At 58.6% G+C, this 18432-nt stretch carries 16 protein-coding genes and 1 pseudogene; 8 read left to right on the top strand and 9 right to left on the bottom strand.

All coding sequences use genetic code 11. The features are described from left to right. The first annotated feature begins 163 nt into the window (after nt 1-163). Both ACWHXD_RS18005 and ACWHXD_RS18000 read left to right on the top strand, forming a co-directional pair. Nucleotides 164-895 carry a TetR/AcrR family transcriptional regulator gene (locus tag ACWHXD_RS18005; protein ID WP_032880606.1) on the top strand — a complete coding sequence of 244 codons (732 nt, stop codon included), beginning with the start codon at nt 164-166 and terminating at the stop codon, nt 893-895. A gap of 400 nt (nt 896-1295) precedes the next feature. Further along, the gene (locus ACWHXD_RS18000; protein WP_098950978.1) at nt 1296-5198 is read left to right on the top strand and encodes an immunoglobulin-like domain-containing protein; all 3903 of its coding nucleotides are present in this window, start codon (nt 1296-1298) and stop codon (nt 5196-5198) included. 81 nt (nt 5199-5279) lie between these two features. Here ACWHXD_RS18000 and ACWHXD_RS17995 read toward each other — a convergent pair whose 3' ends face one another. Beyond that, a complete protein-coding gene (locus ACWHXD_RS17995) occupies nt 5280-6341 on the bottom strand; it encodes an FUSC family protein (RefSeq protein WP_098950979.1) in 1062 nt (353 codons plus the stop codon). A 163-nt stretch (nt 6342-6504) separates the two neighbouring features. Next, a complete protein-coding gene (locus tag ACWHXD_RS17990; protein ID WP_138761669.1) occupies nt 6505-8121 on the bottom strand; it encodes an NADP-dependent glyceraldehyde-3-phosphate dehydrogenase in 1617 nt (538 codons plus the stop codon). A 138-nt stretch (nt 8122-8259) separates the two neighbouring features. On the opposite strand from ACWHXD_RS17990, the gene ACWHXD_RS17985 reads away from it, so the two are divergent. Further along, complete coding sequence (locus ACWHXD_RS17985) at nt 8260-9138, top strand: Dyp-type peroxidase (RefSeq protein WP_138761668.1); 879 nt, start codon at nt 8260-8262, stop codon at nt 9136-9138. 121 nt (nt 9139-9259) lie between these two features. Here the strand turns inward: ACWHXD_RS17985 and ACWHXD_RS17980 are convergent, their stop codons facing one another. After that, entirely contained in the window at nt 9260-9994 is a 735-nt protein-coding gene (locus ACWHXD_RS17980; protein WP_138761667.1) for a carbonic anhydrase, read from the bottom strand. Between the two features lie 190 nt (nt 9995-10184). Between ACWHXD_RS17980 and ACWHXD_RS17975 the strand changes: the two genes are divergently transcribed. Continuing rightward, a complete protein-coding gene (locus tag ACWHXD_RS17975) occupies nt 10185-11333 on the top strand; it encodes an MFS transporter (RefSeq protein ID WP_138761666.1) in 1149 nt (382 codons plus the stop codon). On the opposite strand, the gene ACWHXD_RS17970 is transcribed toward ACWHXD_RS17975, so the two are convergent. Next, on the bottom strand, nt 11330-11851 hold the full coding sequence (locus ACWHXD_RS17970) for a DUF3087 family protein (RefSeq protein WP_138761665.1): 522 nt from the start codon (nt 11849-11851) through the stop codon (nt 11330-11332). The two genes, ACWHXD_RS17975 and ACWHXD_RS17970, sit on opposite strands and share 4 nt — an antisense overlap. Before the next feature lie 114 nt (nt 11852-11965). Here ACWHXD_RS17970 and ACWHXD_RS17965 point away from each other — a divergent pair, with 114 nt between their 5' ends. Beyond that, complete coding sequence (locus ACWHXD_RS17965; protein WP_003192131.1) at nt 11966-12145, top strand: hypothetical protein; 180 nt, start codon at nt 11966-11968, stop codon at nt 12143-12145. Nucleotides 12146-12157: 12 nt separating this feature from the next. After that, nucleotides 12158-12358: a DUF6021 family protein gene (locus ACWHXD_RS17960; protein ID WP_032896653.1), complete on the top strand. Its 201-nt coding sequence runs from the start codon at nt 12158-12160 to the stop codon at nt 12356-12358. A gap of 30 nt (nt 12359-12388) precedes the next feature. Here the strand turns inward: ACWHXD_RS17960 and ACWHXD_RS17955 are convergent, their stop codons facing one another. Continuing rightward, complete coding sequence (locus tag ACWHXD_RS17955) at nt 12389-12625, bottom strand: DUF6555 family protein (protein WP_003192128.1); 237 nt, start codon at nt 12623-12625, stop codon at nt 12389-12391. A gap of 120 nt (nt 12626-12745) precedes the next feature. Between ACWHXD_RS17955 and ACWHXD_RS17950 the strand changes: the two genes are divergently transcribed. Then, nucleotides 12746-13579, top strand: coding sequence for an arylamine N-acetyltransferase family protein (locus tag ACWHXD_RS17950; protein ID WP_138761664.1), 834 nt, complete (start codon nt 12746-12748; stop codon nt 13577-13579). Nucleotides 13580-13703: 124 nt separating this feature from the next. Further along, a complete protein-coding gene (locus tag ACWHXD_RS17945; RefSeq protein ID WP_003192126.1) occupies nt 13704-14456 on the top strand; it encodes an outer membrane beta-barrel protein in 753 nt (250 codons plus the stop codon). Nucleotides 14457-14518: 62 nt separating this feature from the next. On the opposite strand, the gene ACWHXD_RS17940 is transcribed toward ACWHXD_RS17945, so the two are convergent. The 4 genes and pseudogenes from ACWHXD_RS17940 to nuoM all read right to left on the bottom strand — a co-directional run bounded on the left by ACWHXD_RS17940 (nt 14519) and on the right by nuoM (nt 18414). Beyond that, nucleotides 14519-14833 (bottom strand): helix-turn-helix domain-containing protein, encoded by a 315-nt coding sequence (locus tag ACWHXD_RS17940; protein WP_032896658.1) that lies wholly within the window; start codon nt 14831-14833, stop codon nt 14519-14521. Continuing rightward, nucleotides 14823-15172 (bottom strand): annotated as a pseudogene (locus tag ACWHXD_RS17935) (toxin). The gene ACWHXD_RS17940 and the pseudogene ACWHXD_RS17935 overlap by 11 nt, the downstream one beginning before the upstream one ends. Nucleotides 15173-15410: 238 nt before the next feature. Further along, nucleotides 15411-16874 (bottom strand): NADH-quinone oxidoreductase subunit NuoN, encoded by a 1464-nt coding sequence (gene nuoN, locus ACWHXD_RS17930; protein ID WP_003192122.1) that lies wholly within the window; start codon nt 16872-16874, stop codon nt 15411-15413. A 7-nt stretch (nt 16875-16881) separates the two neighbouring features. Beyond that, complete coding sequence (gene nuoM, locus ACWHXD_RS17925) at nt 16882-18414, bottom strand: NADH-quinone oxidoreductase subunit M (RefSeq protein ID WP_014718913.1); 1533 nt, start codon at nt 18412-18414, stop codon at nt 16882-16884. Nucleotides 18415-18432: the final 18 nt, after the last annotated feature.

Genomic DNA, 18432 nt, shown 5'->3' with positions numbered 1-18432 from the left:
GCTGGGTGTGAGAGGCAGTTAAAAAACCTACGATTTGCCTCAAAAGCCCGAATATACGGGCTTTACAAGATATGGCGGAGTGTCACTACTTGCTTTCGACGGGCCGCCCCGGTATAAAAAATCAAATTATTTTTTAAAACAATATTTCCGCCGTGGAACCCATATGGTCGCGAAGAAACTCAGCGCTCCAAACGTTACCAAGACTCGACTGCTGGATGCGACAGAGGCTCTCTTCATCAAGTACGGCTATGACGCCGTGTTGTTACGGCAGATCACCGAACGTGCCCAGGTCAACCTGGCGGCGGTGAACTACCACTTCGGGGACAAGGACTCCCTGATGAAAACCCTGCTGATGCAACGCCTGGAGCCGCTCAACGAGCAGCGCCTGGAACTGCTGGCGCGCTGTGAAGCCGAATCCGACGGCCCGCTGGATTGCGACACGCTTCTGGGCGTGCTGTTTGCTCCGGCCATGGGGCTGGAGCGCAGCGACCCGGCCAGCGGGGAAGGGCGCTCGTTCATCCGCTTCCTGGGCCGCGTCTACAGCGACACCTCGCCGTTCATCCAGGAATACCTCAAGGTGCATTACCAGCCGGTGTTCCAGCGTTTCTTCGAAGCTTTCGCCCTGGCCTTGCCGGATTTGCCGCGCAATGAACTGGGGGTGCGCCTGCAGTTTGCCCTCAAGGCCATTTCCGGGGTCATGGCCGGCACCGAACTGCGCCTGCTGATGAACTCCATGAGCCTGGGCCGCCCGGCCACGGATGCCGAGGTGATGGCCAAGTTGATTACCCTGGTGTCGGCAGCGATTCGGGTGCCGCAGCAGAGTGCCGAGGCTGAAACGGCGTTGGCCAAGGTGCTGGAAACCCAGCGCGCCATTCGCGAACAGGCCACACGCTGAAACCCATCCCCAAACCCCTGTAGGAGCGAGCTTGCTCGCGAAAAACGCAATGACGCCGCGGTTAACCAGAATGCCCGCGTTATCGTTGATGTTCCTCGCGAGCAAGCTCGCTCCTACAGGGTGAGGCCGTTTCCTGACCAAAACCCAGGCAAAAAAAAGCCCGCTGGGGCGGCGGGCTTGATATGCAACGTTTGTAACGGATGAGGCTTCACACTACGGCTTGGCTTGTGAATAAAACGTGAAAAATATGTAAGAAGACGTGTGAATTTGCTTTACGGCTTACATGCATGTGAACGAGCAGGGTTATTACCGCTGGTCAGAACTGTCAATTCTCACAGGTGACGGGTTGTAGTTGAGGGGGCTTTTATTCCCACAGCGATCCCCGCTCAGGAGAAAAAAGATGCCGACCAAGCCTGCGAGTAAAAAAAATAGCGTTGCAGCCAGCCCCAGCCCCAAGAAAAAATCTGCCGGCACGCATAAAACGACGGCCGCAGAACAGCCGTCGGTTTCCGTCCTTCCTGTAGCGAATAAAAAAAAGACCCCGCCGAAAAAAAAAGCATCGCTGCCTAAAGGCCCGGCACAACCCACAGTCGTTCAAGATCTCGACTCCCCCTACCCTGTGCCCAACCAAGTCATTCCGGTTCTGGGAGCGGCCTACGGGATTGGTTATCGTCATATCAAAGATGGTTTGACCTATGTCTTTGAGCGTTGGTCCAACTGTAAAGAGGGCGATACATATCATATATGGATGAACGGGATACACATGCAAGAGGGTAAAGTTAATTCCGTCAATAAAGATGATCCACGTTTTTTTCTGGTAATTCCCAGAACGACCCTGCTGCACTATTTTGTCAATAATGTATATGGAGAAGTCATCCGGGGCGGCCCGGGAACACCAAGTACTTCAGTACCGCAACGTATTCTGATACTGCACACGTTGCCCGGTGGGGATGGCAATTGCGACGGTTCCTACCACCGTGGATTGACGTTTACGCTCTCCGATGTCTATGTCGACTCCGTGGTTGCGGCTCTAGGTGTGACATGCACCATCCACAAGTGGGTGAACATGCGGGTCAATGACCTGGTTATGTTCTACTGGGGAGAGCACCGCTATGAGTTACCCCCTTTGCGTAATGATCAAGTCGGTTCCGACCTTACGTTCGCTATCGATCCTACTTTTTTAAATGAAGCGGGCAGCGGCCATTTTGTCGTGCAGTTCTATTTGTACGACGAGGTCTTGGATGTGTCTGGACCTTGCCACCGATGGAGCAAGCCGATTCCTGTCGACGTTGACCTTAACCTGACGTTGCTGGATGAGCCTGAGATTGTCGAGGCGGATGCGGCAACACTGCTCTTGGAAGCTGATGAGTTACATGGTCAACCTGCCACAGGTTCAGTACTGATTCGCAGAAATGATCCGAACTTTATCAGGGGGGATTTCCTTATTTGGAAGGTGGAAGGCAACACGGTGGATGGCGAGAATGTTTCCTATGGGTTTCGCTTGGAAGTTGAACTGGCGAATTACAACGACATTGCAATTCCCAACGCGTTTATCCGTTCTCTGATCCAAAGCACCTTGAAGATCTCCTATGTTCGTGAACGAGGCATGCTGGCATCCAGATCAACCATCTATGCGGTCGCTGGAGTCCTTTATACCTTGCCTCAGCCAGAGGTCGTCCAGGCGCATGGTCCATTTGTGGAGCCGGACTTGCCATACATCACTGCGGCAATGCCTGACTACACCCCACCCGGTAATGCAGGGGATAGCCTGCGAGTCAATATTATGGGGGATAACAAGGATGGCAGTGTCGAGCACGAATTCAGCGATCGCGCCGCCGGAACTCATCCCCGTTTCCGGGACTTCCTGAACGCCGTCTATGCACGATTCGAAGGATTGCTTCGTACCCGCGTCTATTATGGTGTCACGGGGCCAGTAAACATACGCGAGTCCGAACGTCGATATATCCAGATCGGGCGTCCGGCGCGCAGTTTAATCGCGCCACTTATTCAGGAGGCAGACGCCACCAACAATGTTAATCCGGACAGCATCGGCAGCGTCGCGACGTTTGAGGCCCGTGCAGAGTTCAGGGCCGGCGATGAAGTTATTATCAAATTCGTGGGATCGGTAACGGGAACAATCTCATCCTCTTATGTACTGGCTGTGAATTCCAACCCTTTTCTTGCTGATATTCCTAAACAGCTGATAGACGGCAATAAAAATGGCACGCTCACTATCAGTTATGTGCGCAGGCGGTTTGCCGTGGATGAGTTGTCCGAAGAGGCGACCTATACCATTGGCAGGGCATTGGGCTTGCTGTCCCTGCCCGAGGTCCTTGAGGCGACAACAGGGCCGGATGAACTCGACCCGTGGCTGGTAGTAAATACCGGAGCCACAGTACGTTGCCGCTATGATGAACCCAAGGACGGCGATACCGTCGAAGTCTGTTGGCTAGGGCTGGTCGGCGGCGGCGTACACTTTGAAGTCAAGGATGCGCAAAGCGGAGATGCTTATGTCGATGTGATCGTTCCGCCGGAAGCGATTGGCTTCAGTATTCATCCGTCTGGGCGTGATATCGACGTATCGTTTAAGGTGGTGCGTAATGGTTTTCCCACAGACTCACCAACCCTCACCTTGAACTTGCTGACCTTGAGCCATGTGCCTGGCGCAACGATTGATAGCATCGGCGAAAGCGCCGTTCTCGAAATACCCAAGTTACAAGACCTTGACCAGACCCGTGTGCTTCCCTGGCCATACATTGCACTTAAACAGAAGATGTATAAACGCTACATCGGAACCTTTAACAATGGTGACGCCTATTACGAGGAGACATTTGCAGGTCGTGATGTCTCATTCAACGATGTGAACGATGGACCCGCGTCTTACACGCCTGTTGGCAGATTGCGCAATCTGCAAGAGTGGACGCCCTTAGCCATTGAATTTGGTGTGACGTTTAATCACAGTAGCAACGCTGGTGACATTGTATGGTTCGAGACTCGCCATTATATGGTTCAGACCGAGTCCAATGTCTTCCCTCATCCGCAAATCAGGTATTCTTCTCCTCCGGACGGGCCTGAAGTTATTATCAGTCCCATCACCGTTGAAAATAAATGTCAGGTGTTGGTGACCTACCCGAACATGAACCAAGGGGGAGAGGATCTGATTACGCTGTATTTGATCGACTCACAGGGAACATCGATTGAAGTGGGTACGCTGCCTGGGCTTGACGGCGGCACGGTGACGTTCAATATCAGCAATGAGCTGGTTGGGGCGGCAATTAATACTACAATCCAGTTTCAGTATGAGGTGATATTGGGGCGTGGTGGTCAAGGCTCTTCGGAAGTTCAGATAGTGCATGTCCAGGCGATCCCTCTGGGCAGTCTGCCAAGAGCCTTTATCAATAATATTGGCAATGGAGGCAGCATAAATCCTGCCAGTCTGACTGGTAATGCTGTGTTGAGGATGGGCAAGTGGCCGTATAGTCAGGAAGGCCATATTGCCTGGTTAATAGTGTCTGCCCCAGGAGCGAGCACGCAGGAATTGCTGGTAGCGCACAGCGTTACCGCTAGTGAGGCTGCCAATGGCTTTATAAACCTCACGGTGTTGCGCAGTTGGCTGATGTCTGTGCCAAATAATGGAACCGTTACTATAACGCCGCATGTGAACTTCAATAAGCAGAATGATAAGCCAAAAGCGGTGGCCTTCCCGCAGACGCAGTACCGAATCATGCATACTACAGCATTGGTGTTCAATCAGGTGACGGTGTATTTGAACAGGAAAACGTACCTAATAGACGGATATCCAAATGTTTTGCCAGCTTTTGGTGCGGGTAATCAGGTCCAATATATGGCATCCGGCGGAACTCCTCCGTATATCTATTCTACCTCCAATGCCAATGTCGCCAATGTCACTAGCAATTCAGGATTAGTCACCGTGCGAGGTAATGGCACTGCATATATCAGCGTGCGTGACTCGTCATTCCCCGCACAGACGCGAAGTTACGCCGTTGTTGTCAGTAATGTGGTTCGCTGCCTTGATTTGGGTAATGGTACTGTTCCCACAAATCGGTCGGTCGCTGCCAACGCTGGCAGGCGCCTGCCCAGCCTGACAGAGGCTCGAGAAATTCATGCGGCGTATGGCGCTCGTTGGCCGATAGGGGGCGGCTACTTTGATTGCACGTCGACGTTCTCCCATTCTGAATGGTTTAGTAATTACTACTATGTAATCAACGTCAAAAACGGTGATACAGGGACAGCCAAGGATCACTTTCTTGGTGGTTACAGCAATGCTATCGGGCTGCTCTGAACAGGACTTGTTGTCATGAAATAGTAACGGGAGGGCTCACGATGAAGCTCTCCCGTACTTATTCACTGAGTTGCGTTAGCTTCAGATGCGCCAGCCTGCTGAGGTCGTCGCAAGCCGCTCGCGCATTCCCTCCACATTCTGCGCCAACTGCACTGTCAATAATCGATACCCATCCAGAGCGCTGTAAACCGGTTCACCCAGCGTGGACTCACGGGCAGTGGTGTGTCCGCTACGCTCCAACCGCTCCGTCACCCCCGACTTCAACGCTCGAGCCATCCCCACCAACTGCACCCGAATCTGCCGATGCTCGGCCTTCAACATCACCCGCATCCTTGCCGTGGCTTGCTCATCGCGCGGGTCCGGCCGGGTATTGCCCAGAATCTCCAGAGTGCTGATGCACATACGTAAGTGACGCTGGATCGCGTCCAGTTCAGTCATGGAAATCCGCACTTCCTTGGACACCGAAGGCATCAGCGAACGCAGCTGCACCATTGCCCCGTTCAAGCGGTTGAGCAGCTTGAGGTGTTCATCGTCGGTTACCGATTGCCCATTGATGATCCGGCTATAAATCTGCGCGCAATCTCGCAGGGCGCTGGCCAGGTTGTAGCGCCACGAGTACACGGCGTACAACGGCAAGGCAAAGGAAAACGCCAGGGCCAGCACGATGCCGATCAGGATGTCGACGGTGCGCCACAGGCCATCGGAGATCGGGTTGTCGCCGTGGCCGGCGACGATAAATACGGTGATCGCCGACAGCAGCGCGATGTAACCGCCCTTGCCGATGGCGTGATAGGAAAAGAACCCACATACCACTGACATCAACAGGTAGGTGAGCAACGGCAGGCCGAAGTACGCCTGTTGCACCACCAGCAGCAAGCCGACGCTGGCGCCGATCAAGGTGCCGTAGGCGCGCTCGACGGCTTTCTTGCCAATATTGCCGTGGTGCTGCAACCCGCCGATGACGATCAGCATGGTCACCGAGGCCCATTCACCGTGGGGCAGGTTGAGGCCGGTGGTCAGCAGGATGGTTGCCAGCAAACCCACTGATACGCGCGCGGCGTGGATCAGCTTGGCATGGCGAAAGCGGCGGTAGGGGTCGAGCAAGGGGCGCAGCAGGCGCCGGGCAAAGAAGGGCAGGTTCATCAGCAGTAAAGTGGCCTCGATTATCTGAGTGCGCGCGATCAAATGTGGGAGCTGGCTTGCCTGCGATTGCATCACCGCGACCTGACTGAAAGACCGAGGTGCCGGCATCGCAGGCAAGCCAGCTCCCACACTGACCTGTCTGCACATTGGAACGGGATTGATTTTAGAAGATGTAGTCGGTAGTCAGGAAACTCGAATCGCGGTTGCGCAAAATGTCGCTGACCAACGCCTTGTTACTCTCCTGGAACTTGGTCGCCACCAAGGTGCGGATCGAGAACACGCGTAAGGCGTCATGTACCGACAACGTGCCCTCGGCCGAGTTCTTGCGCCCATTGAACGGGAAGGTATCCGGCCCACGCTGGCATTGGGCATTGATGTTGATGCGGCCCACCTGGTTGGCGAAGGTGTCTACCAGGCGCCCGACTTCCACGGGGTCGGTGCCAAAGAGGCTCAACTGCTGGCCGAAATCCGAGTCCAGCACGTAGTCGATCACGGTTTCCAGGTCACGGTAGGGCACGATCGGCACCACCGGGCCGAATTGCTCTTCGTGGTAGACGCGCATCTGTGGGTTCACCGGGTACAGCACCGCCGGGTAGAAGAACGAACCCCGGCTGCTGCCGCCTTCGGCATTCATCACTTTGGCGCCATGGCGCGCCGCGTCGGCCACCAGTTCGTTGAGGTAATCGACCTTGCCCACTTCCGGCAGTGGCGTCAGCGCCACGCCATCCTCCCAGGGCATGCCGGGCTTGAGCGTCGCCAGCTTGGCGTTGAATTTCTCGATAAAGCGGTCGACCACGTCTTCATGCACGAACAGGATCTTCAACGCGGTGCAACGCTGGCCGTTGAACGACAGCGAGCCGGTGACGGCTTCGTTCACCGCGTTGTCCAGGTCCACTTCGGGCAGTACGATCCCCGGGTTTTTGGCATCCAGCCCCAGCGCAGCGCGCAAACGGTGCGGCTTGGGGTGCAGCTTTTTCAAATCACTGGCGGCCTTGTTGGTGCCGATAAACGCAAAGATGTCGATCTTGCCGCTGGCCATCAGCGCGCTCACGGTCTCGCGGCCGCTGCCGTAGATCACGTTGATCACCCCGGCCGGGAAGCTGTCGCGGAAGGCTTCCAGCAAGGGGCGGATCAACAGCACACCCAGCTTGGCCGGCTTGAACACCACGGTATTGCCCATGATCAGCGCCGGGATCAGCGTGGTGAAGGTCTCGTTCAACGGGTAGTTGTAAGGCCCCATGCACAACGCCACGCCCAGGGGCACGCGGCGGATCTGGCCGAGGGTGTCCTGCTCCAGTTCAAAGCGGCTGCTGCGGCGGTCGAGTTCCTTGAGGGCATTGATGGTGTCGGTGATGTAGTCGCAGGTGCGGTCGAATTCTTTCTGCGAGTCTTTGAGGTTTTTGCCGATCTCCCACATCAGCAGCTTGACCACCGCATCGCGCTGTTCGCGCATGCGCCGCAGGAACGCCTCGACGTGCTGGATACGCTCTACCACGCGCATCGTCGGCCATGCACCTTGGCCACGGTCGTAGGCGCGCACGGCAGCATCCAAAGCGGTGAGGGCGGTGTCGGCATCCAGCAGCGGCGTGCTGCCGATGTGCACGCGCTCCTCACCCAGTTGCACCGGGCTTTGCACGCGGGCAAGCGGGCCGTTCCACACCTGCAACTGGCCATCGACCAGGTATTCACGTTGTTCAATGGGCGCCGCCAGGCGAAATTGCTCGGGAATCTGCGAGGTGGAGGTGGGAAACAGCTGGGCGAGCAGGTTGCTGGTGGTCATGTCGCTACCCCTGGAATAGTTGCAAAACATGACTAGAGAGTCACCCAACAAGCGGCTCTAACGCAAGGCTTGCGCGCATTCTTGTTCGCAGCGCGGTGTACGCCGGGTAAACTGCGCGGCTTTTCAGAAGGAGTTCACATGAGTCAGTACCAGCCGGGCATTCTTGCCGCACCGGTGCCTTTGCAGGCCCGCCATCTGTTTTTCGCCCTCGACTCGTTGCACGCCGTGCCCGCTGCGCTGGACGCACTGGTGCAGTTGACGGATGCGGCGGCCGTGGTGGGTTTCGGTGAGCCGCTGGTAAAGGCGCTGGGCGCCGAGATCCCAGGGCTGCGCTCATTCCCGGCCGTCAGCGGCCCTGGCGCTCACAACCCGTCGACTCAACAGGCGCTGTGGGTATGGCTGCATGGGGTGGATCGCGGTGAGTTGCTGCTGCGCAGCCGGGCCGTGGAAAAAGCCCTGGCCCCGGCGTTTCGCCTGGTGCAGTCGACTGAAGGCTTCCGCTACAAGACCGGTTTTGACCTGACCGACTACGAAGACGGCACCGAAAACCCCCACGACGATGCCGCCGTGGAAGCCGCGCTGACCGACAGCGGCGCCAGCTTCGCTGCTATCCAGCAATGGCAGCACGACCTTGACGGGTTCGCCGCGTTGCCTGCCCAGGAGCGTGATCACATCATTGGCCGCCGCCATGGCGATAACGAAGAGCTCGACGATGCCCCCGAGTCGGCCCATACCAAGCGCACCGCCCAGGAAAGCTTCACGCCGGAAGCCTTCGTAGTGCGCCGCTCCATGCCCTGGGCCGAAAATGGCCAGGCGGGGTTGATGTTCCTCGCGTTTGGTCATTCATTCGATGCGTTCGAAGCGCAGTTGCGACGCATGAGTGGGTTGGAAGATGGGATTGTCGATGGCCTGTATCGCATCAGCAAGCCGTTGACGGGGGGCTATTACTGGTGCCCGCCGCTGAAGGACGGGCGCCTGGACCTGGACGTGGTTTTTGAGACGCGCCGCTTGCCTTGAGCGATCATTGCCCCCTGTAGGAGCGAGCTTGCTCGCGAAAAGCGTCAACGATAACGCGCGCCGCCAGAATCAACGCGGCGCCTTCGCGTTTTTCGCGAGCAAGCTCGCTCCTACAGAAAGCTTAACCGAGCATTTTCACCTTGCCGCTGTGCAGCTTGTACACGCCGCCCACTATCAGCAGTTTTCCCGTGGCGACCGCATCGGCCAACAAGCTTGATTCAGCCATGAGCCGCGCCATGGTGTCGGTGACATTTTGTGCAATGGCGTTTTCCAGCAGGTCGCCGGGCGCTTTCAATACCTTGTTCACCGAGGGTTTGAAAGTATCCGCCAAGCCCTGGATCTTGCCCGGGAAGCGGGCGTTATCCTTGACGGCCTTGACCCCCGCCGCGACGGCGCCACACATGTCGTGCCCCAATACCATGATCAGGGGCGTGCCCAATACCGCTACCGCGTATTCGAGGCTGGCGAGCCCGTTATCGGTGACGAAATTGCCCGCGACCCGTACCGCGAAGAGGTCGCCAAGGGCAGTGTCGAACGTGTACTCAGGGGCGATCCGCGAATCGGCGCAGCTCAATACCGCGACGAACGGATTTTGCCCGTTCACCAACACTTTGCGTTCGCGCATGAAGTCGTGACGGCTGGTTACGCCGTTGGTATAGCGTTGGTTGCCCTCCATCAACCGCTGCAAGGCAAGCTGTGGGCTGAGGTCGTTGGCGGGCTTGGGGCGCTCTGTCGGCGCTGGTGTTGCGTACGCGAGTGAGGGCAGCGCCCCGGCCAGTAGCGTTGCGCCTGTACTGACGGCAGCCAGGCGCAGGAAGTTTCGACGGTCTTTGAGGTGAGTTGGGCGGTCGCACATGGGCAAGGTTCTCAGGCGGGTTTGAGAGCACTAGGGTGCGAACGACGTGCCGAAAGAGATGTAAGGAATATCCGTTTTTTTGGCTTGCCCGGTGGACGCAGAGCCCGATCAACACAAGACTCAGCCCTTGTAAAACAGGCCTGGGGAAGGCTAGTGTGGCGGCCTGAATATTTCTGAATGTTTCAGTTTTATGTCCAGCCCTGCCCAACGTACCGCCAATACCACCTCGCGCCGCGCGGCACTGACCCTCGGGTTTTGCCTGCCCAGTGATGTGTTTCTGTACCTGCTGCTGCCAATGGAGTCCGAGGCGTTCGGCATCACCCTGGCCCAGGCCGGCGTATTGTTGGCGGCCAACCGCCTGGTACGCATCTTCGGTTACCGGCATGTACTGAATTTTTATGCACGCAACGGCGACCGCCTGACCTGCACGCTCGCCGCCGGGGCGGCAGCGCTGTGCGCACTGGGTAACTCGGTGCTGTCGGGCTTCGCTGCGCTGCTGGGCTTGCGGCTGGTGTGGGGCCTGTGCTTTGCCGCGTTGAACCTGTCGACCCAGGTACTGGCGACGTCTGAACCTGAGGGAGCGGCGCGCCGGGCGGGGCGCTCACGAGCATTAATCGCCTTTGGGCCGATGCTGGCCCTGCCTCTGGGCGGGTTGCTGACGTTATGGGCCGGGCCGCGCCCGATTTTCCTGATTCTCGCCGTCTGCTGCCTGGTGGGGGTATGGATCGCCCGCGGCTTGCCCACCGCCGGTCATGACTTGCACAGCACCCCGGGGCGCCGCTTCAAGTGGCCGGACAGTGTGGCACTGTGGTCGTTTATCGAAGGTGTCGCCCTGGATGGCTTGTTCATCTTTGGCCTGTCGATCCAGGCGCAGAAGATCATGGGCGGGGATGCGGTGCTGATCGCCGGGGGCTTGATGGGCCTGCGCTACCTGTCGGAATTGCTCCTGAGCCCCTTGGGCGGGCGTGCGGCCCAGCGGTTTGGCGCCACGTCGATGCTGTTGTTGTTTTCGTTCCTGAGCGCCGTGGCCCTGGCTGCGTTCGGCAGCCATTGGGTGATCGTCGGCGCCGCAGCAGTGTTGGTGCTGCGTGCCCTGCAATTGCCCTTGGTGACCACCCTGGTGGCCGAGCGCAACCCCGGCACCTTGCGCGTGTCTGCCTTGGCGTCCAACGCCGTATGGCGCGATATCGGCGCCGGCCTCGGGCCGCTGCTGGCGGGCCTGTTGCTGCCTGTGGCCTCGGCGCCCTGGGTGTTTGGCCTGGCGGGTGCGGCGATTGCCGTGAGCGCAGTGTTTTGCTGGCGGGCCAAATTGCCCACTGACGTGTCCCTGGGGCGTTAAGCGCTCTTCAGGCTGTCCAGCCAGGCCGGGTCCAGCCGGGTTTGCGCAATATCGATGCCCAGCGCCTGCATCTTTGCCTTGTGGGCCTCGATCTCGCCCACCAGTTGCGCCTGGGCGCTGGAGTTGGCGTCCAGTTCGTGCATCTGTGTCAGTCCCAGGTGATAGAAACGCAACAGCTTGATGGCTGACGGGTCGTTGGCCTGTACCCGCTCGCTAACCTTGTGCATCACATTGGTCACGCTCATCAGGCTGCGCTTGAGCTGCCAGCCATACACCGCCGACGCCATCCAGGGTTGGGTCCAGAACGGGCCACGTACCAGCGCGACGGTGATCAACACGCCGGCAAAGACGCCGCCGACGTTGAAGCGAAAATTATCACCGCCAGGCTCACCGAACAGCATCACTGCCAGGCTCGATAACAGCATGGCCAAGGCCAGGAACAGCACGGCAATGACCAGCGTGCTGCGGCGAGTCTGTTGGCGATAGGTGGCGGGGTCGCAGGGTTTGAGCTCGAACATCCGGGGCAGGTCTCCAGAAAGGGCGCTCATCTTCTCATGCTTGCAGCAATGAAGTTGAACGATGGCCGCGGGCGATTTCTCTAAAACGGTGAACCCTTCATGAGGTCAGCCATCATGCCCGACTATAAACAGCCACCGCCTGGCACACCCGACCCGCACCGTACCCCCGGGGAAGAGGAGCGCGACAACGATGCGTTGCGCCCCAATGATCCGAAAGAACGAGGCCCGGACGACGATGTGCAGCGCGCCGAAGAAGACCTGGAAAACCTCCACGACAAAGCCCGCCCGCTTTAACAGGAGAACCTGATGAACAAGCGTACCGATGGCCCCCATTCCAACGAACATGCCAGTGGCAAGGATGAACTGGGCTTCGACCCGGACTCGCCGGACGTGGCCGACCCGCAGGTCGATCCGATCGGCCCGGCTATTGCGCCGCTGGACAAAAAGGATGAGGAGACAGCGAAAAAAAAGCCGCCCTACGATCCGTTGGGCGACTTGAAGCAGTGAACCGAGCCCCGCCTATGTGCGGGGCTTTGTTTATCTGGGCGGGGACCAGCTGACGTCGCTGATGCCGTATTTTTCCGCCCAGGGCCGGGTGGTCTTTTTCACCTGCTCGTGACCCACGCGGCCGATGCGGCTGACATGGGCAATGTCGGCATCGACGGCCGCCCAATGCCAGGCCTCGGCGTTGTTCATCACCTCGGCGCGCACCACGAAAGACTTGGGTTTACCGTGTAGCTGATAGTGGACGGTGTAGATTTTTGCGGTACTCATGTTGCCTCCCAATCTTGTTATAGATGGATAGGCTGGCGCTCCAAAAGGTTCATTCAAAATGACAACGCACACAGAGGCGCGGCATAGTGACGCTCTCGCCCTGCGCCCAAGGATCGCGCCATGCACACACTCGCCAATAGCCGCCTGTACCTGCAACGCCTGGGCTATGCCTCGCCACCGCCGCCCACCCTGCAAACCCTGCGGGACCTGCAACTGCGCCATGTGTGCACCTTCGCATTTGAAAGCCTGTCGACCCTGATGCATGCACCGGTGCCGATCGACCTGCCCAGCGTCGAGCGTAAGGTGCTGCATGAGGGACGTGGCGGCTATTGCTACGAGTTGAACCAGCTGTTCCTGGCCCTGTTGCTGGAACTGGGCTTTGATGCCCGTGGCATCACCGGGCGCGTTGTGATCGGCGGCCCACCGGACGCCCACACCGGGCGTACCCATCGCTTGAGCCTGGTGACCCTCGACGGCGTGCGCTATATCACCGATGTCGGTTTTGGCGGCATGGTGCCCAGCAGTCCGTTGCAACTGGACACCGAAGCGCCCCAGGCCACCGCTCATGAGCCTTATCGACTGACGCTCAATCAAGGCAGCTACACGCTATGGGCCCAGGTGGGCGAGGAGTGGCGCGGCCTGTACGTGTTCGACCTGCAAACCCAGGCCGACATCGACTATGAAATCGGCAACTGGTACGTCTCCACGCACCCTGGCTCACCGTTCGTAGGGCAGTTGAAAGCCGCGCTGCTTGCGCCCGGTATACGTCATACCTTGGCCAACGCCCGCTATGCCCTTCATTATCTGGATCGACCCAGCGAAAAGCGCACGCTCAAGAGTACCGATGAGTTACTGGGACTGTTGCGCGACACCTTCGGCATTCGGCTGCCGGAGCAGCCTCAACTTCGCGAAGCCGTTGAACACCTGATTCGCATGAATCCTGAAGAGTCTTGAGATAGAGCCTTCGCTGAACCGTTTTTCTCCATTTTGGTGCAAATCAGTTCGAACTTTTCGCAAACGCCAGGGTTCGAACCGATTCCTGAATACTTTGCCCACCTTAAAATGGAGATGTAAAACGATGTCCAAACTATTCGGAAAATTCCTCAAGAACACCTCGTTGCTGGCCCTGGTGGCTGCGCCTGGCGTGGTGTTCGCAGCACCTTCCACTGACCCGATTTCCACGTTCGGGATCATGGGCAGCTACAACGACTTCAAACTTGAAGGCGGTAGCGAAAGCGACAAAGACCACATGCCCGAAGCCGGCCTGTTCTACAACTTCGGCAACAAGCTCACTGCCGAGTCGGGCTTTATCTACCAGGCCGGTATCGAAGCCAAGTACGGCGAAAAAAGCGATAACAAACTCAAGGAAGGCCAGGCCGACCTCGACCTCGGCTGGCGTGCCGCGCTGGATGCGCGCAATTTTGTCGACGTGATCGTGGGTGGCGGCTACAGCTGGACCCGCTACGAGCCGGACACCAATGGCTACGACATGAAGCTCACCAACAAGTCGCCGTTTGCCAAGGCCGCTTTGGGCTACAACCACCAGTTCGATGACATGACCCTGCGCGTTGAAGCCGGCGCCCGTCACACCATCGACGGCCGCGCCAAGCTCAAGGTAGACGGTGTTGGCAGCGACACCGTCGACCTCAAGGACCGCACCAACCCTTACGCCGAAGTCAGCCTGCTGATGAACCAGAAGGGCGACCTGCCAGTGATGGCGGGCCTGTACTACACCCGCACCGAGTACAAGCTCGATAACGATTCCTATGTGGCCGACAACACCAAGCTCAAGCGTGATGAGTATGGTTTCAAGGTGGGTATCGCGTTCTAACGCTGTTTACGCTGTAAAAACGCCCCGAATGCTCGGGGCGTTTTTTTTGCGGCTATTGCCGGTCAGCCCAATGCGGCAAGTTGCGCCACGGTTTCCGGAAAGCGCGCCACCAGTCGTATCAAAGTGACAGCCTGCGCATTCGGCTTGGCCCGGCCTTGCTCCCAGTTCTCCAAGGTGCGGGTGTTGGTGCGCAGGTACATAGCGAATACCGAGCGGGACAGGTTGAGTTGCTGGCGTACGGCGATTACCTCCTCAGCGCGCAGTGGCGCCAGCTTGTTGAGGTGCGCTTTGTGGGTGCGCAGGGTGATTTTGCCCTGGCGTTCATCGGCCAGGGCGTCGAAGCCTTCGACCAGTTCGGAAAAGATTTCACGTTTCATGGTGTGTTCTCGCTTTGATTTCCCTGTCTAGCATGTGTTTAAGGGCTTTCTTGTGTTGGGGTGTCAGGTCGTTCTGTTCGTGTTTGCCGTACAAAGTGAATAACCAGAATTGCGTACCGCCTGACCACCAGTAGTAAATGACCCGCAGGCCACCGCGCTTGCCTTTGTTTCGTCGCTCATCGACGAAGCGAACTTTCTCAACCCGCCCGTTCCTTCGATCACGTCTCCCGCTTCTGGGTTTTTCATCAACTCCTGCTGAAAACCGTGAAAAAGCTCATCGCTCAGATAGTCCCTGCGATGCCGTTCGAATGCCGGCAGTTCGATAAATAGAGCATCCATGTTCTGTACGTAGCCTGCGTATAGTTTGGTGGCCCACTCGCTATGGGTCAAGCGCCCAAGCTGTGGGAACTTTCTTAAAACGCAAACACCTTAAGGCCGCATCCAGCGGGGAAGATGCCGGATGAGGAGGCAGATTGAAGAGGAAATTTCAGCGAGTAGGGAAGGGAAAAAGCCAGGCTACTGAAACGCAAAACGGCGCCCAAAGGCGCCGTTCTGTTTACTGCATCAACCTAAGCGATCAAACGCCCAGCACCGCGTGCTGCACCAGGGTGAGCAACGGTTGTGGGTACACGCCCAGGAAGAAGGCGAGCAGGGCGATCGCCAGCAGCATCACGCCACCGGCTTTCTGTTCCCAGTGCAGCTCGGCATCCACACGGCGCAGGTTTGGCTCGATCAGGTACAGGGTCACCATCACGCGCAGGTAGTAGAACACGCCGATGGCGCTGCCCAGTACCAACGAGGCTACCAGCCACCATTCGTGGGCTTCGACACCGGTCGCGACGATGTAGAACTTGCCGATAAAGCCCGCGGTCAGCGGAATACCGGCCAGGGACAGCATCATCACGGTGAGTACGGCGGTCAGGTACGGACGGCGCCAGAACAGGCCGCGGTATTCGTACAGGGCGTCGGCGTCCCGGCCTTTGTACGGCGACGACATCAAGGTGATGACGCCGAACGCACCCAGGCTGGTGATCACGTAGGTGACCAGGTACACGCCGATGGCTTCCACGGCCAGGCCTTTGCTCGCCACCAGGGCGATCAGCAGGTAGCCGAAGTGGGCGATGGACGAATAACCCAGCAGACGCTTGAGGTTGTTCTGGGTCAGGGCCAGCAGGTTACCGAACAGGATCGACGCGATGGCGATCACGGTCAGTACGTTGCTCAGCACGCCGGTGTTGGCGGCGGGGGAGATCTGGAACAGACGCACCATCACCGCAAACACCGCGACCTTGGACGCAGTGGCCAGGAACGCGGCCACCGGCGCCGGGGCGCCTTCGTACACGTCCGGGGTCCACAGGTGGAACGGCACCAGCGACAGCTTGAACGCCAGGCCGATCAGCATCATCGCCAGGCCCAGTTGGGCAATCGGCGCTGGGCTGTTGGTGGCGGCCAGGGCGTGGCCGATACCGGTGAAGCTCAGGCTGCCGGCTTCGGCGTAGAGCAGGGCCATACCGAACAACAGGAACGCGGAACCGGCGGCCGACAGCACCATGTACTTGATGCCGGCTTCCAGGGAGCGCTTGTTGAAGAAGGCGTAGGCCACCAGGCCGTAGGTCGGGATCGACAGCAGTTCCAGGCCGATGAACAGGCCTGCCAGGTGCTGCGCGCTGACCAGCACGATACCGCCGGCCGCAGCCAGCAGGATCAGCAGGTACAGCTCTTCCTTGTTGCCCGGGTAGCCGGTGCCGCCTTCGCCGAGGTAGGCGTGGGCGAGGGTGACGCAGGCCAGGGTCGCCACCAGGATCAGGGCGATGTACAGCAACGCGAAGTCATCGACCATCATCAATGGCGTGACCGCCAGTGGCGCGACCTTGAGGGCCGGGATGATCGACAGCAGGGCCAGATTCAACCCGGCGCAGGACAGCAGGAACGTTTGCGAGTGATTGCGGCGCCAGGCGATCGCCAGCATCACCACCACGATGGTGAGGCTGGTAATCAGCAGCGGCGCAAGCGCGATAAAGTGTTGGATCGTGAATTCCATAGCGCTCTTACCGGGCCGAAGCGAGTTGGGAGAAGGCGGTGCCGAACCACTGCTGCACGCCATGCATCGTTGCGGCAGAAGTGTCCAGGAACGGTTGCGGGTACACGCCGATGAAAATCAGCAATACCGCAAGGCCGAGCACCATGATCAGTTCGCGCGCGTCCATGCCTTGCAGGACGGTGTCGGACTTGGCCGGGCCGAAATAGGCGCGGTGGATCATGATCAGCGAGTAGACCGAACCGAACACCAGGCCGGAGGTGGCGATGGCGCTGATCCACGGCGTCTGCACAAAGGCACCCATCAGGATCAGGAACTCGCCGATGAAGTTACCGGTACCCGGCAAGCCCAGCGACGCGGCGGCGAAGAACAGGCTGATAGCCGGCAGGTAAGCGATGCGCGACCACACGCCACCCATTTCACGCATGTCACGGGTATGCAGACGCTCGTACAGCTGACCACTCAGGATAAAGAGGGCAGCGGCCGAAACACCGTGGGCCAACATCTGGATCACTGCGCCCTGCAGCGCCAGTTGGCTGCCGGAGTAGATGCCGATCAGTACGAAACCCATGTGGGAAACGGACGAGAAGGCAATCAGACGCTTGATGTCGGTTTGCGCGAAGGCCAGGAACGCACCGTAGAAGATCCCGATCAGACCCAGGGTCATGGCGATCGGCGCGAATTCGGCCGAAGCATTCGGGAACAGCGGCAGGGCGAAACGCAGCAGGCCGTAGGCAGCGGTCTTCAACAGGATACCGGCCAGGTCCACGGAGCCGGCAGTCGGCGCCTGGGCGTGAGCGTCAGGCAACCAGGAGTGGAACGGCACTACCGGCAGCTTCACCGCGAAGGCGATGAAGAAGCCCAGCATCAGCACGTACTCGGTGGTCAACGACATCTTGGTTTTCAACAGGTCGGCGTAGTTGAAGGTAATCACGCCGGTGTTGTTGAAGTTGACCAGTACCAGGCCCAGGATCGCCACCAACATGATCAGGCCGGAAGCCTGGGTGAAGATGAAGAACTTGGTCGCCGCGTAGATCCGGGTTTTCTTGCCGTCCGAAGAACTGTGACCCCAGAGCGCGATGAGGAAGTACATCGGCACCAGCATCATTTCCCAGAAGAAGAAGAACATGAACAGGTCCAGCGCCAGGAACACGCCGACAACACCGCCCAGGATCCACATCAGGTTCAGGTGGAAGAAGCCCACGTGACGCTGGATCTCTTTCCAGGAGCAGAGTACCGAGAGGATACCCAGCAGACCGGTCAGCAGGATCATCAACAGCGACAGGCCGTCGAGGGCCAGGTGCACGTTGATGCCGAAGCGCTGGATCCACACGTGCTTGAATTCAAGCGCGAAGGTGGGGTCGACACCCGGTGCCGGAGCGAATGAATAGTCACCATGGGCCCACAGCCAGAGGCCGAGCGCGAGTTCCAGGGACATGGTCAGCAACGCAATCCAGCGGGGGAGGGTGGCGCCGAAGCGTTCACCCATCCAGCAGAGCAGGCCGCCGATAAAAGGGATCAGGATTAGCCAGGGCAGAATCATGACGGGCTCGTTTCCTTT

This window comes from Pseudomonas fjordensis (assembly GCF_976987115.1).
This window is presented reverse-complemented; position numbering and strand designations above follow the sequence as displayed.

Coding starts and splice junctions, on each gene's coding strand:
- ACWHXD_RS17955 (WP_003192128.1), bottom strand. CDS start 12,625: ATGAGTACCGCAAAAATCTACACCGTCCACTATCAGCTACACGGTAAA.
- ACWHXD_RS18000 (WP_098950978.1), top strand. CDS start 1,296: ATGCCGACCAAGCCTGCGAGTAAAAAAAATAGCGTTGCAGCCAGCCCC.
- ACWHXD_RS17950 (WP_138761664.1), top strand. CDS start 12,746: ATGCACACACTCGCCAATAGCCGCCTGTACCTGCAACGCCTGGGCTAT.
- nuoN (WP_003192122.1), bottom strand. CDS start 16,874: ATGGAATTCACGATCCAACACTTTATCGCGCTTGCGCCGCTGCTGATT.
- ACWHXD_RS18005 (WP_032880606.1), top strand. CDS start 164: ATGGTCGCGAAGAAACTCAGCGCTCCAAACGTTACCAAGACTCGACTG.
- ACWHXD_RS17940 (WP_032896658.1), bottom strand. CDS start 14,833: ATGAAACGTGAAATCTTTTCCGAACTGGTCGAAGGCTTCGACGCCCTG.
- ACWHXD_RS17970 (WP_138761665.1), bottom strand. CDS start 11,851: ATGTTCGAGCTCAAACCCTGCGACCCCGCCACCTATCGCCAACAGACT.
- ACWHXD_RS17945 (WP_003192126.1), top strand. CDS start 13,704: ATGTCCAAACTATTCGGAAAATTCCTCAAGAACACCTCGTTGCTGGCC.
- ACWHXD_RS17965 (WP_003192131.1), top strand. CDS start 11,966: ATGCCCGACTATAAACAGCCACCGCCTGGCACACCCGACCCGCACCGT.
- ACWHXD_RS17990 (WP_138761669.1), bottom strand. CDS start 8,121: ATGACCACCAGCAACCTGCTCGCCCAGCTGTTTCCCACCTCCACCTCG.
- ACWHXD_RS17995 (WP_098950979.1), bottom strand. CDS start 6,341: ATGAACCTGCCCTTCTTTGCCCGGCGCCTGCTGCGCCCCTTGCTCGAC.
- ACWHXD_RS17960 (WP_032896653.1), top strand. CDS start 12,158: ATGAACAAGCGTACCGATGGCCCCCATTCCAACGAACATGCCAGTGGC.
- ACWHXD_RS17980 (WP_138761667.1), bottom strand. CDS start 9,994: ATGTGCGACCGCCCAACTCACCTCAAAGACCGTCGAAACTTCCTGCGC.
- ACWHXD_RS17975 (WP_138761666.1), top strand. CDS start 10,185: ATGTCCAGCCCTGCCCAACGTACCGCCAATACCACCTCGCGCCGCGCG.
- ACWHXD_RS17985 (WP_138761668.1), top strand. CDS start 8,260: ATGAGTCAGTACCAGCCGGGCATTCTTGCCGCACCGGTGCCTTTGCAG.
- nuoM (WP_014718913.1), bottom strand. CDS start 18,414: ATGATTCTGCCCTGGCTAATCCTGATCCCTTTTATCGGCGGCCTGCTC.